We start from the raw sequence: 13,469 nt of genomic DNA on the forward strand, positions 1-13,469 counted from the left end.
TTATACTTCCTAAATCAAAAACCGGTAAACTTGTTGAAGGTTCATTTGCATGGCTGCTTAAACAATACTTTAACAGCGTTCATTGGCATAGCCTTGCTAAAGCTACGAAAAGACAAAGAGAACTTATCCTTATGAAGGTATGTGATGCTATAGGAAACATTCCATACAGAGAAATAAAGAAATCACATATTACAGCGGGTGTTGAACGCCGCAAAGAAAAACCAACAGCTGCCCAAAATTTTCTAAAAGCCCTTAATGGACTTTTTAATTGGGCGATCGATCAAGAACTTCTGGAGAATAACCCAGCTTTAGGAATAAAAAGACCTCCTCTCAACAACAAAGATGGATTTGCTGTTTGGACAGAAGAAGATGTTGAAAAATATTATCACCATTGGTCACATGGTTCACATGAACGCGTCTGGATTGATGTTCTTCTTTACACGGGTTTGCGTCGTGGTGATGCGGTACGAATTGGTTGGAAAGATGTCAAAGATAATATCATTCATCTCAAGACAGAGAAAAGTAAATTCCAAACAGATGTTTTTCTACCCATTTTGCCTGAATTAGCAGAAACTCTAAAAATTGGTCCTATTGGAAATGAAACATTCATTTGCGGAAAAAACGGAAATAAACTCGTAAAAGAAAGTTTTGGAAACTTATTTCGTGAAGCGTGTAATGCGGCGGGAATCAAAAAATCAGCACATGGCTTAAGAAAATTAGCAGCAACACGCGCCGCTAATTCTGGTGCAACAGTATCACAACTCAAGGCAATTTTTGGATGGACCGACGACAACATGGCATCTCTTTATACAAAAAGCGCAGATCGCAAAAGGCTAGCTATAGAAGCGATAAAAAAGCTCCAAAAAAATGAGGGATAGTGCTATAAAAAACATTAATGGAATCAATAACGATAAATTTCCCCCATATCGCAATAACTCATTTATTTTATTTAAAATTATTGAATCTCTTTTGGGCACCATGTGATTTTTTAAACATATTGAAATATATAGATTTTTTCTTTAAATAGCCATTTTCAGACCAGCTTTTAGACCACCTTCTACGGTTTATACAACTTTACCTAATTTACTCCTATTTTCTCCTTATTTTTCTTTGGAGTGACGGTTAAGATCTCTTTCTTTCTCCACCTCACTGCTCTACCTAGCTTATATAGTTCTGGAAATACCCCTTTGAAATACCCAATTACAAATTGTGGTTGTGGATACACTAAAAAGCTTTGCACATTCACGGGTTGTTACATATCTATCTCCATCATCAAGTATCATCTCATTGCCTTTCTCTTTTTTATATTAATTAAATGGGCGGGGGTGTTGGGGGAAGCACCCCCATAGGTTTAAGCGGCTTTTGTCAAAATCTTGTGCATCTCTTGTTCTATTTCCGCTAAGAAGGTTTCAACAGTTTTATTAATCTCTTCAATGTGTTTCTCATCATGGAGGATGCGTTTGATTTTCATTCTCAAACCAGTAGATTTACCTACAAAGTTTGGATTATAGTTCATGAAATCACACCATTTGCGTCCGGTGCATGCCATTTGGAATTGCATCTGTACGTGATATTCTGGCTTGATTTCGTCATATACAAAAAAACGAAGATGAGTCGTTGATTGTGAACATTTGACTTCAATTAAACCGTCCTCTCCAATGAACCCATCAGGACTTGCATCAACTATTTCTATTGTAGGATGTTGGATGAATCCACATTCTATTATATCGACATTATAAATGAATGCATATTCTTTCAAGGTATCATCCTCATGTTCAATGCCCCATTGCATAGCAGGTGTTGTATGAGATTGGCTTATTTCCCCTGTTAAGCGCTCTTATTATGAGTTTCATTTTGTAATCTTCACATTTGCTTTTCAGCAAACATTTTGCTGCCTTACTGAGTACGCTGTAGACATTAGATGCGGTGACTTTACCCAAGCGTGCTTGAAACTATTCTGCTGTTCGTTGCTCCATCTCACACCGCCGTTTGTTGCTCTTATTGTGCTTTATTCATTTGCGAGAGCATTGCTTTTTTTCAAAGAAAACAAAGCGGTTTGTGCTTGTTTATAAGACATATCTGTGAAGTTTTTTACTCCTATGAAAGAGAGAAGCTTACTTTCATCCGATCTTGTCTGTTCTATTAATTCTCTGATCTCATTCATTTGTTCAAGAGAGACACCTGAAAGAAGCATTGTTCCATCGTGCGTAGGTGAGAGTAGAACCAACCGCTTGGATGTTATTTTTGCTCCCTGTAGCATCAAAAGGAAATATTCCTTTTATTGAGTGTCAATCAAAAACATCTAAACACAAGGAGTTCTTTATGAACAATCTTATAGAAATTAGAGAACAGGTTATTAATCCGGAAGCTGTTCAAACAGTAAACGCACGCGAGTTGCACACATTTTTTGGAATAGGAAAACGTTTTTCTAATTGGATTACAGATCGTATTAATCAGTATGAATTTGAAGAAGGAAAAGATTTCATAAAAACACAAGATTTGCGGTTCCCAAAATTGGGAAGCGTAAAATCTAGGGCTGTTACAGCAATTAATTATCACCTTAGATTAGATATAGCAAAAGAGTTCTCAATGGTTAAACGCAATAAGAAAGGACGTCAAACATGTCGCTATTTTATTGAATGCGAAAAAAGTTGAAAAGCCAATCTGTTGATTATGAATTATTTTCTTATGAGTGTTTAAAAAAACTGCCGGTGTTGAAGAGATCTTAGGATTGATGATAAGACGTTTGTTAGATGCAAATGGACTCGAAAAAGAACTTGAACATTATAAAGCTCTCATTAAAGAAGTAAAACAGGTCTTAAAAAGATCTTTCATGAAAGCTGCATAAGTAAAAAACAGAAATCCCCTCCTCTTTCTTAAAAATGAGGAGGTGGTTGCTTTAGATACCACTTGCTTTTTTAAAACTTCCCCATACGCACGCGCCAGTCTCTCCCCGGTTTCTTACAAAGAGGCAATAACGTTTTGGTAAAGAAATAAAGTAACCGCCTATTTGGGAGATTCAACTGGTAGACGCCCATATTTGCGGCGTTCTTGTGCTACATATAAAAAAAGAAGCAGGTAAAACTTCTTTAGCTGGCTTTAGGCCTACAAGTTCTTCATCTGTTAGTGGTGGAGAATCCACAGCGTCCCAATCTTCTTTTGTGTAGCCACATCCTGTTTCAAAGGTTTTTTTAGTCATTGAAAACCTCTCTTTCTTATTCTCTTGAGGAAAATTGATAATGGACACCGCTTCATTGCCAAGCTTTGCAAAAACAACAACTACGATGCCATCAGAAAAATGTCCAATAGCCCTCATGCGATTTGAATTTGTGCACCAATAAGAGCATGTTCCCAGTCAAAGTAAATAACATCAGCAAAATCAAGCTTATGTTTATCAATGTTTAAAGCTCTTTTTGGTCCATCCTACACTATCTTCATATACTTTTATGTACACGAAAAATATCACACCATCAATAAAATTAAAGTGTACAATAATTCGCACAAACCATTTAAAATAGAGAAACTATGAATAAAAAAAACGGCATAGCATATCGGTTCGTGCGTTTGTGAAAAAGATGCGTGTCTCTCCTAATACGGTTGTTTCACGATTTAAAACAGGCAAATTTGATGAGGCTCTTTTTGAAGATGGTTCTATCAATGAAGCTCTTGCAATAGCCATATGGAATGAGAATCCAACAAAGCGCCCTGCTTCACTTTTAGCGCCTGATGGACAACCACAGACAAAGATAAAACAAGCCTCCACAGATGGAGCCAATGAATACAAAATAGAACTGGAGCAGATGCAAGTTCCGCTTGAAAGCGAAAAAATTGCACTTGAACGACTACGCGAAACAACCGTTGACCGTGAAGAAGTAAAGAGAGCAGCCCGTGAGTTTGGAAGAGCGCACCGTAATGCCATGTTGAATTTTCTTCATCTTCTAATTGTTTAGATAGAAAAACTATCTTTAAGTTTACTTTTTTAACGCTATAACGATATTATCATGTGATAACCGCAATAATACAAAAAACGAATCATTCCTTCTTTGCAAATAAATATTTTAACTATACCTTGTGAACCAAAGAATTTTTATTCTTAACAATTAAGAATTTAAATAATTCTCTCTTATCTCCTCATCATCACTCAAAATCAAAGACCCTTTCTTCACTATAAAATAGCATTTACAATGCATACCATTTAAAAAATAAAGGCCCTATCAAAGAGATAGAACCTTTTAAATTTAAGCTCCTTTATCCTACAAAACTAGAATTTGTAAGCTATTCCTGCGCGAAAATCATTCGTCTTATACTTAACTTCAATCTCGTCTTTAAATTTCTTTTTACCAAAATCTGAGTAACGATACTCCGCACGCACAACAAGATGATCTGTCATTGCAAAATCAACACCACCACCGAGAGTATAACCAATCATCGTTTTTGTTGCATCCGATGTCCTACTAAAGGGCTCACCTCCCTTAATTACTGTCGACAAAATATCCTGAAACTGTCCATAAGCAATACCACCAGCAATATAAGGCATCACACGCCCCGCAGAAAACCCAACACGCACCCGTGTAGCACCTGTCCATTTTTGTTTTAACGTATGATTAAAAGTTAAACTGTCTTTATCCTCTGCAACAGAGCGAGACAAGCCTCTACTCTGTTTCCTGACAAATTTTGCCCTTTTTCGACTTTTTCCTTCAGTGCCCGCTCCTTCAGTGCCCGCTCCTTCAGTGCCCGCTCCTTCAGTGCCCGCTCCTTCAGTGCCCGCTCCTTCAGTACCCGCTCCTTCAGTACCCGCTCCTTCAGTGCCCGTTCCACCAGCACTCGATTCATCAGCATGAAATCTTGTTTTTGTATCCTTTTTTTCCGTTAAAAGCATATCCGTATCAATCCCCACAATAAAATTATTACCGAGATCAAAATTAACACCTGCATAAAAACCACCTATAAATCCAGAAAGCTCAGGCATATACTGTTTCTCGACAGGTATCCATGGTTTACTTTTACTCTCCTCATCAGGATAGAGAGGAATATCAACATCACGCGTCATTGCAGAAGTCTTACCTGAAAAGCCACCCACTTGCCCCCCGAAATAAATACCTGCCCAAGAAAAAGGTGAAGAAGCAACAACTTCTGAGGCAACGTGTACTGGCTCCTCATGAGCCACCACATCTGCAGCCTGTACTATAGAAGATGAAATCAAAGAAAAAAAAGATGCTGTTATAAATTTTGTATTCATAAAATTATACCCCATTGCTAAATTTAAATATAATCAAAAATAACATTTAGAAAAACAAAGTTTTATAAAATCTTATGCCGAAAAATCGCATGTACTCCTTTATAGTTACATTTAAATCTATCACTAGATTAATATATCATTACATCAAAATTTAATATTATCAAATAAATTTTAAAATATTAGAATAATGAATACTTCAAATAATAAATATTTAATAAAAATACCTATTATATTTTTTAAATGATAAAATATAAAACATTTTGTATCAAAACAAACGCAAAAAATAACAAAATAGTATATTTTATAAATTTTTTTATGAGAAAAATTCTAAAAATGATGTAACTATTTTTAAAAAATCGATATTCATTAAAAATATTATAAATACCTCAATATTTTTATACCCAAAATGCATACTTTAGATTCCATATAGTATAAAAAATATACTTATTTTATACTACAATCATACCTTTTTTCTACCATTTTCTAAAGGATGAGATTATTAATACGACAATATCATTATCCTTCTAAACATTATCTCTAAATAAAAATTCTCAATCATTTTATTTAAAAATTGCTCTTCCCCTACTGATTTCTATATTATCATCTGCCTTTATTGCAAAACGGTCTTTATTAGGAAAAGTTATAAAACATCCCTTCATACAAATTGTAATTGTTTGATGAGTATTTAAAGAAACTTTTGAAGGTATACTTCCCTCGACAACAATGAGAGACTGTACCTTTAAATCTGTATTCTTCACTGTTGCGGCAAAAGCTGTTATGGTAAAAATATTCAATAGAATAACTGTAATCAAAGCATAAATATATTTCAGCATTCTAAGATTCCTTCCTCAGCAAAACGCTTATATAAGACAAATCGAAGAGCATTGGTTACATGAGAAGGTGAGGTAATATTAGGCACATAAATAGCTAAATTAAAGGAAAAACTCTTATGATCAAATGCTGTAAAACTCACCTGCGGGGTAGGATTTTTTAAAACGCCTTCTGTTGCAAAAGCAATCTCCAACAAAATTTCAGCAACATGCTCTGGAGCAACTTTAGATGATACAGTAACTGGTATATCAATTCGTCCTACTTTATTACGTCTAGTCCAATTACTAACGTTGTTATTAATAAGGCTTGAATTGGGAATAATAATCGTCTTACGCTGAATGGTCTCAAGTTCCGTTGCACGCACACTAATACGCTTAACAACACCACCTACTGATCCAGATTCTATATAGTCTCCTATTTTAAACGGTCTGCCAACTAAAATAATAAGTCCAGAGACAAAGTTTTGGACAATATTCTGTAAACCAAAACCTATACCAAGTGAAAGTCCTCCAGCAATAAGAGCGAAATTTCTAAGATCCAAACCTGCCATTGACAATCCCGTCAAAGCAGACACAACAACGCCTCCATAACTTATCACTGTTTTAATAGAATTCCGTATACCAGAATCAAACTCTCCATGAACCAACACCACACTATCTAACCAACCAATAAATCGGCGAATAAGAAACCAGCAAACACAAAAAGAAATAATTCCTGTTATAATAGAAATCAAAGAAAGAGTAATATTTCCAATCTGAAAACCAGTAACCAATTGCCACAATACTGCTTTCAAATCAGAATAGGAAAATCCAAACTGTACAGCAATTGGCATTGCACAAAATACAACAACAAATAAATTGAGAAAAACGCTCACAAAAACTCCCAATTGATTCATCGTTTTTTCTTCTAAATGAAACCTCTGCATCAAAAGATGACCAACCGTTGTTTTCATAAATTGGCCTTTAGTTCCAAGTGCTTGAGCGCTTTGTATTCCTAAATACATGAGAACTAAAAATGCTCCACCAATCATAATTTGCTGCATAATAAAACGTGCAAGACCAACATAACCTAAAAGATTTAACACAAAGAGCAGTACCCCCAAGCCAATAAGAGGAATGCGTATATAAAATGGCCAAAAGTATGGTTCTTTTTTTTCTCCTTGAAAACGCTTACGTCTAAATCGCAAAGGTACAAATGATATTATAAACAGCAATATCGCTACAAGAAAAACAGCAATAAAACTTTTAGCAATTGTCAAAGATAGAGGCGCTGAAATGATTTGATAAATACTATCAAGAACAGCATCAAATGCCAACACACCCGCTAAAGAAGTGAGTAAAATCACTAATTGATAAGCAGACGATGGTGCAATACTGAAAAGACGCGCATGGGGCATATTCGAAGATAAAAGAACAATTGCTAAGCGATTGATTAAAAATACTAAAATAATCTGACAACCTATCATATCAAAAACTGTTGTAAGCTTACCTAGATCTAAGTTAAAACTACGAAACAAAAACAACACAAGATAAACGCAAAGAGTACATATAAGCGAAGGTAAGAGAACTGAAATAAAGGCGATCAATAAGCGTTGTAAATAAGATATTTCCTCATTAGACTTCCTAAAGTGGCAATACACATGAACAAGAACTTTTCGAGAAAAATACGAAAGACCCAAAGTGATAAAAAGTGGAATTAAAAAGGAAAGAAATAGTTGTAACAACTTGAAATAAAATATAAAATTCCACCAAGAATTTAACAACAAAAGAAAATCTGATGAAGCCTCTTTTGTTTTTTGGGCGAGCTGTTTAACCATCGGAATCGAAAACTCAAACCTATACGTAAGCGTGCGTTTAAAAAGCTCCCGAGATTGAGAAATAGAAAGTTCAGCTATCCCATTTGCCGCTAAGAAAATTTCTTCAAAACGAAGCATGATACTGTTAATTTTAGCTTTTTGCTCTATCAAGTAAGAATACTCTTTCACTGAGCTTTTCAGTTTTTTTACGTCACGATGAAGCTCTGTTAATTGATCAAGAAGTGTATTAATCTCATTAAGAGGAGGACGCAAAACAAATGCTGCCTCAATAGCACGTTCACTGATATCTTGTGCACGTAACCGCAATTCTTCTAAAGAACGCTCATCTTCTGACTTTCTGTCAAAATCTCTTTTTAAAGTTTCACTATTTTCTTCAAGAGTCTCAATAATCAACTGCTGTTGTTGAATAATTTCATCAACTGAATAAGAATCTATTGTTTGTTCGACAATTGTATTTTGTGCACCCTTATTCCCCCATGCACCAGAATTAAATACAAAGATAATCCCCAAAAGAAGGAAAAGTATGTGGATGTTTTCTCTACAAAATGAATACATATCGACCTTATGCGCACAAAAAGGATTTTATCCCCCCTCCTTAATATGGTATAAAGCAGATATTTTCAACTTTTGTAGAATAATCTTATAAAAGCTTTCCCTTATCCTATAATACTGATAATAAGAGAAAAGGATAATAAATAAGCTGAACTCAATAAGATTAAAGAAGGCACTCTAGCATGTGTTTTTTGCACCTCTATTGCAAAAAAGAAAATTTTCTTCCTTTGACAACTTGGATTTTTCTATCCAGTTTAGGTGTATTCTTGACGAGCAACCTAGGAACGCGTGCCTATTTGATCAAACAGTCACACACTAATAATACCATTAAAACGAATAGATTTGATTTACACAATAAGCGTGATCAGTTGAATGTTACCACAACTGAAAACAAAAAACTTGTAACACTCCATACAGAATCTATTTTTACGAGAACCCTTCAAAAAATCCTAACATTGGATTTCTTTTTAATAAAGATTCCAGCTATTGATACGCGATTTCGTAGCGTTAAAACGCAATATTTCTCAAATAAACGCGCTCCTCCTAATGAACACACTTAAATTCTCTTCCTTGAATATAAAACGATCATCTTAATTTTACTTGTGCTTTTAACTTTGAATAACTGTTAGATTGCCTATTAGCGGAATATATCATGCGTACACCTGGTTGGTTAACTACCCTTTATTGTTTTATTCTTTTAAGCAGCATTTATGTTGCCTTACCCAATTTATTTTCATACGAACAAGTTAAAAACTCGAAATTCTTACCCGACACCCGTGTAGCACTTGGTCTTGACCTTCAAGGAGGCTCTTCTCTCCTGCTCGAGGTTGATAGCAAAACGTTAAAACGCGATCAGTTACACATAGTTTTAGGCAGTGTACGCAATGTATTGCGTGAAAAACAAATCCGCACCTCAAGTGTGCGTATCGTTGAAGATAGCATTATTGCCCTTATTTCTGATCCATCGCAAACTGAAAAAGCACTCTCTGCTTTGAAAACATTAATAACCCCCATACACAGTAGCTTTGGTACAACAGAACATAACATCACGATCAGTGCTCAAAATGAAACTCTCCGCGTCACATTAACGGAAGCTGGTATAAAAGACCGTGTAAGCAATGCTATTGAACAAAGCTTAGAAATCATCCGTCGCCGTATAGATCAAGTTGGTGTTTCAGAACCAGCCATCCAAAAGGTCGGAAATGATCGTATTATGGTCCAATTGCCCGGACTACAAGATCCAAAACAACTACGTGATCTTTTAGGAACAACCGCTAAGATGAGTTTTCATCTTGTTCCTTCTAATGTGGACCCCAATAATCCCCCTATAGGTGTTTCTATTCTTCCTGGATATACTGATGCAACACAACATTATGCGATTTATGATCAAATCGCTTTAGATGGAAATGTCCTGAAAGATGCCCGTGCAGGTTTTGACCCCCAAATACCAGGACGTTCCATTATTTCATTTACTCTAGATTCCGCTGGTGCAAAAATATTTGCCGATATAACACGACAAAATATTAACCGTCCTTTTGCTATTGTTTTAGATAATAAGGTTTTAACCGCTCCGACCATCAATAGTGTCATTCCCAATGGACAAGGTCAAATTACAGGAAACTTTGACCCAAAAGAAGCCTCAACTCTGGCTGCTTTGCTTCGTGCTGGTTCCCTCCCCGCACCACTCACGGTCATTGAAGAGAGAACCGTAGGTCCAAATCTTGGTGCTGATGCCATCCAAATGGGACTTTACACCGGCATAATTGGCTTTATTCTTGTTGCAATTTTTATTTTTCTTCTCTACCGCATTTGGGGATTAATTGCCAATATAGCACTAGCTCTACACACGATTTTAACATTTGCTGCACTGAGTCTTTTGGGAGCTACGCTTACCCTGCCTGGTATTGCTGGTATTATTTTAGGCATCGGTATTGCTGTTGATGCTAATATTCTCATCAATGAACGTATCCGTGAAGAAAGTCGAAAAGGTGTGGGTGCTTTTGCAGCCCTAGATCGTGGATTTAAACACGCTTTTGCAACCATTGTTGATGCAAATGTTACAGCAATTATAGCGACCGTCTTACTATTTTGGTTCGGTACTGGTCCCGTTCGTGGTTTTGCCGTAACAATGTTGCTTGGTATTATCATCTCCATGTTTACAAATATCACCATTGTACGCATCATCATGATTTGGATCGTTCGTAAATGGAAAATTAAAAAATTGCATATTCACTCTGCTTTCAACATCCTGCCACAAAACACAACTTTCCACTTTATGAAAGCACGCTTCATTGGTATTGGCGTCTCAATTGTTTTGTCAATGGCTTCAGTTTTTCTCTTTTTTAAGCCTGGATTGAATTTCGGAATTGATTTCATTGGCGGAAGCCAAATGAGTATTACCACGAAAGCACCAGCAGATCTAGCAACTCTGCGTTCCAAGCTTTCTACTCTTAATATTGGTGAAGTTACCTTGCAAAATATTGATAACGAAAATACCGTATTAATTCGCATGCAGAAACAAAGCGGTAGCGAAGCACAACAAACCATCGCCATTGATAAGGTCAAAACAGCTGTACAAAATATCTATCCCGATACCACATTCGATCAAATAGAAGTGGTTGGTCCCAAAATTTCAGGCGAGCTTGCCACAGCTGCTTTTACTGCTGTTATTCTTGCGGCTATTGCCATGTCTCTCTATATATGGTTACGCTTCGAGTGGTTCTTTGCCATTGGAGCAATTATCACTCTCATTCTAGACACCACAAAAATGATTGGCTTTTTTGCTTTATTTCAATTTGATTTTAATTTAACGGCTATCGCTGCACTCTTAACAATTGTTGGATATTCTATAAATGATAAAGTTGTCGTCTATGATAGGATGCGCGAGAATATGCGTCTTTATAAAAAAATGCCGTTGCGCGAGCTGATTGATCTGTCAATTAATCAGGTTCTTGTACGTTGTTTTTTTACATCAGCCACAACAATTCTTGCTATGCTCCCCATGGCGATATGGGGTGGAAGTGCTGTGCATAATTTTGCATTGCCCATGGTCTTTGGGATTATTATTGCAACATCATCCTCTATCTTTATTGCTGCTCCTATTTTACTCCTGCTAGGAAATTGGTGGCGTGAACGAAATAATCGTGCGAATACCAAAGTGAAATAAAAATGCCCTTTAATACGTATGATACATTTCGCCTCTCTTCTCATAGAAATATAATCATTTTCATTCATTCGCTTTTTGATCAAGAATAGTAAATAATCCATGCTCCACGACACACCACTTATCACAACTATTGTTGCAGGTTTATGTTTAGCATTTCTCTTGGGAATGATTGCTAGCCGTTTGCGTATTTCACCACTTGTAGGCTATTTGTTAGCTGGTGTTATTGTGGGACCCAATACAGGTGGATTTAAAATAGATTCCGTCATCATTAATCAACTTGCTGAAATTGGCATTATTTTGCTGATGTTTGGTGTTGGGCTCCACTTTTCATTAAAAGATCTTTTATCTGTCAAAGCTATTGCTGTCCCCGCTGCTATTGCACAAATGGCATTTTCTACTTTTCTAGGTTTGTGCCTTGGTTTGATTATGGGATGGGGCTTCAGTGGTAGTTTGATCTTCGGTCTTGCTTTATCCATAGCAAGTACTGTTATCCTGCTACGTGCTTTGCAGGAGCGTCATCTTATTGAAACAGAAAAAGGACGCATTGCAGTTGGATGGTTGATTATTGAGGATTTAGCAATGGTCCTTATACTTGTTCTCATCCCTTCCTTGGCAAGTGCCATCAGCAATACCAAAAAAGAAGCGTTTGATCCTCTTGTTCAATGGTTGGATTTAAGTATTTGGGGTATTTTTGGTCTCACCATCCTGAAAGTGATTGTATTTATTGCACTTATGCTCGTCATTGGGCGACGCGTTATCCCATGGCTTTTAAAAATGAGCGCACAATCGGGATCCCGTGAATTATTTCGTCTTAGCGTCTTTGCTATTGCATTAGGAGTAGCTTTCGGAGCCGCTCATTTATTTGGTGTTTCCCTTTCTCTTGGTGCTTTTTTTGCTGGTATGGTCATGAGCGAATCAGAATTAAGCCACCGTGCCGCAGAAGAATCTTTACCACTGCGCGATGCCTTTTCTGTTCTCTTTTTTGTTTCTGTAGGCATGTTATTTGACCCAGAGAAACTCTTAACTCATTTTTTTCCTCTCTTAGCAACCTTATTCATTATCGTAATCGGAAAATCTGCTGTTGCCTTTTTCATCGTTAAGGCTTTTCGCTATTCTAATGCAACAGCTTTGACTATTTCTGCAAGCCTTGCCCAAATCGGAGAATTTTCCTTTATCCTTGCTGGTTTAAGTTTAAGCTTAGGACTTTTAAACAATGACGCTCATGATTTAATTCTTGGAGGAGCAATTTTTTCTATTTTGCTCAATCCTCTTGTTTTCATTGCCTGTAATAAAATTAAAAAACGTCTAGAAAAAAATTCTGCATCTTCACAAAATGCCCAAACAATTATTGATATTGATCCACAAGATCCCGACCAAGATTTTTTACCGATGACCTTAAAAAATAACCATATCGTAATTATTGGCTATGGTCGTATCGGTAAGTGTGTTGCATTATCTTTAATAAATAGAGGTGAACCTATAGTGATCGTAGAAGAATCAAAACGCCTCTCTGATAAAGCGATTGCAGATGGCTTTGAGGCTATTTGCGGTAATATCATTCAACAAGAAATAATGAACGCAGCAAATATAAATAATGCACATAAAGTTGTTATTACAATGCGAAGTACCATTGAAGTCGGAGAATGTATCGTGAATATCCGTGATATGAAGAAAGATATCCAAATAATCACACATGCATTATCCGACACAGAAACAACATATCTCATTGATTTAGGTGCTGATGTTGTAGTAACAGATGATGAAGAAATTGCCAATGGCATTATAGAGTATATAACAGAACGAAAATCTGTAAGGAATATGCTCAATCATGAAAATTTACAGAAAACATAAAATGGATACAGAAT

General features: G+C 36.2%; 8 protein-coding genes and 6 pseudogenes. 6 read left to right on the forward strand and 8 right to left on the reverse strand.

The window, feature by feature from the left end:
* Window positions 1-878 (forward strand): tyrosine-type recombinase/integrase (locus ACFIJP_RS05740; RefSeq protein WP_375626204.1); only part of this gene is annotated, 878 nt, incomplete at its 5' end.
* Between the two features lie 200 nt (window positions 879-1,078).
* Here the strand turns inward: ACFIJP_RS05740 and ACFIJP_RS05745 are convergent.
* The 3 genes and pseudogenes from ACFIJP_RS05745 to ACFIJP_RS05755 all read right to left on the reverse strand — a co-directional run bounded on the left by ACFIJP_RS05745 (window position 1,079) and on the right by ACFIJP_RS05755 (window position 2,263).
* A pseudogene (locus tag ACFIJP_RS05745) lies at window positions 1,079-1,283 on the reverse strand (helix-turn-helix transcriptional regulator).
* A 68-nt stretch (window positions 1,284-1,351) separates the two neighbouring features.
* A pseudogene (locus ACFIJP_RS05750) lies at window positions 1,352-1,940 on the reverse strand (lambda exonuclease family protein).
* A gap of 68 nt (window positions 1,941-2,008) precedes the next feature.
* Window positions 2,009-2,263: a hypothetical protein gene (locus ACFIJP_RS05755; RefSeq protein WP_375626205.1), complete on the reverse strand. Its 255-nt coding sequence runs from the start codon at window positions 2,261-2,263 to the stop codon at window positions 2,009-2,011.
* A gap of 59 nt (window positions 2,264-2,322) precedes the next feature.
* Here ACFIJP_RS05755 and ACFIJP_RS05760 point away from each other — a divergent pair.
* Window positions 2,323-2,848 (forward strand): annotated as a pseudogene (locus ACFIJP_RS05760) (antA/AntB antirepressor family protein).
* A 51-nt stretch (window positions 2,849-2,899) separates the two neighbouring features.
* On the opposite strand, the pseudogene ACFIJP_RS05765 reads toward ACFIJP_RS05760, so the two are convergent.
* Both ACFIJP_RS05765 and ACFIJP_RS05770 read right to left on the reverse strand, forming a co-directional pair.
* A pseudogene (locus ACFIJP_RS05765) lies at window positions 2,900-3,199 on the reverse strand (BrnA antitoxin family protein).
* Between the two features lie 6 nt (window positions 3,200-3,205).
* Window positions 3,206-3,399, reverse strand: a pseudogene (locus ACFIJP_RS05770) (hypothetical protein); the annotation flags it as partial.
* A 176-nt stretch (window positions 3,400-3,575) separates the two neighbouring features.
* Here ACFIJP_RS05770 and ACFIJP_RS05775 point away from each other — a divergent pair.
* Window positions 3,576-3,935, forward strand: a pseudogene (locus tag ACFIJP_RS05775) (hypothetical protein); the annotation flags it as partial.
* Between the two features lie 326 nt (window positions 3,936-4,261).
* Here the strand turns inward: ACFIJP_RS05775 and ACFIJP_RS05780 are convergent.
* From ACFIJP_RS05780 to ACFIJP_RS05790, 3 genes are all read right to left on the reverse strand, one after another.
* The gene (locus ACFIJP_RS05780) at window positions 4,262-5,239 is read right to left on the reverse strand and encodes an outer membrane protein (protein WP_375626207.1); all 978 of its coding nucleotides are present in this window, start codon (window positions 5,237-5,239) and stop codon (window positions 4,262-4,264) included.
* A gap of 560 nt (window positions 5,240-5,799) precedes the next feature.
* Entirely contained in the window at window positions 5,800-6,072 is a 273-nt protein-coding gene (locus ACFIJP_RS05785) for a hypothetical protein (protein ID WP_375626209.1), read from the reverse strand.
* A complete protein-coding gene (locus ACFIJP_RS05790) occupies window positions 6,066-8,441 on the reverse strand; it encodes a mechanosensitive ion channel domain-containing protein (RefSeq protein WP_375626211.1) in 2,376 nt (791 codons plus the stop codon). Before ACFIJP_RS05790 ends, ACFIJP_RS05785 begins: the two co-directional genes overlap by 7 nt.
* A 179-nt stretch (window positions 8,442-8,620) precedes the next feature.
* Between ACFIJP_RS05790 and ACFIJP_RS05795 the strand changes: the two genes are divergently transcribed.
* From ACFIJP_RS05795 to ybaL, 3 genes are all read left to right on the forward strand, one after another.
* A complete protein-coding gene (locus ACFIJP_RS05795) occupies window positions 8,621-8,998 on the forward strand; it encodes a hypothetical protein (RefSeq protein ID WP_375626213.1) in 378 nt (125 codons plus the stop codon).
* A gap of 92 nt (window positions 8,999-9,090) precedes the next feature.
* The gene (gene secD, locus ACFIJP_RS05800; protein ID WP_375626215.1) at window positions 9,091-11,604 is read left to right on the forward strand and encodes a protein translocase subunit SecD; all 2,514 of its coding nucleotides are present in this window, start codon (window positions 9,091-9,093) and stop codon (window positions 11,602-11,604) included.
* Window positions 11,605-11,703: 99 nt separating this feature from the next.
* Window positions 11,704-13,455, forward strand: coding sequence for a YbaL family putative K(+) efflux transporter (ybaL, locus tag ACFIJP_RS05805; protein ID WP_375626217.1), 1,752 nt, complete (start codon window positions 11,704-11,706; stop codon window positions 13,453-13,455).
* The last annotated feature ends 14 nt before the right edge of the window (window positions 13,456-13,469 follow it).

The organism is Bartonella sp. MU37NMGALS (genome assembly GCF_042194015.1).
GTDB lineage: Bacteria > Pseudomonadota > Alphaproteobacteria > Rhizobiales > Rhizobiaceae > Bartonella > Bartonella grahamii.

What these genes read in the sequence shown, in the direction of transcription:
- ACFIJP_RS05780 (WP_375626207.1), bottom strand. Translation starts at nt 5,239, where the DNA reads ATGAATACAAAATTTATAACAGCATCTTTTTTTTCTTTGATTTCATCT.
- ACFIJP_RS05785 (WP_375626209.1), bottom strand. Translation starts at nt 6,072, where the DNA reads ATGCTGAAATATATTTATGCTTTGATTACAGTTATTCTATTGAATATT.
- ACFIJP_RS05790 (WP_375626211.1), bottom strand. Translation starts at nt 8,441, where the DNA reads ATGTATTCATTTTGTAGAGAAAACATCCACATACTTTTCCTTCTTTTG.
- ACFIJP_RS05795 (WP_375626213.1), top strand. Translation starts at nt 8,621, where the DNA reads ATGTGTTTTTTGCACCTCTATTGCAAAAAAGAAAATTTTCTTCCTTTG.
- secD (WP_375626215.1), top strand. Translation starts at nt 9,091, where the DNA reads ATGCGTACACCTGGTTGGTTAACTACCCTTTATTGTTTTATTCTTTTA.
- ybaL (WP_375626217.1), top strand. Translation starts at nt 11,704, where the DNA reads ATGCTCCACGACACACCACTTATCACAACTATTGTTGCAGGTTTATGT.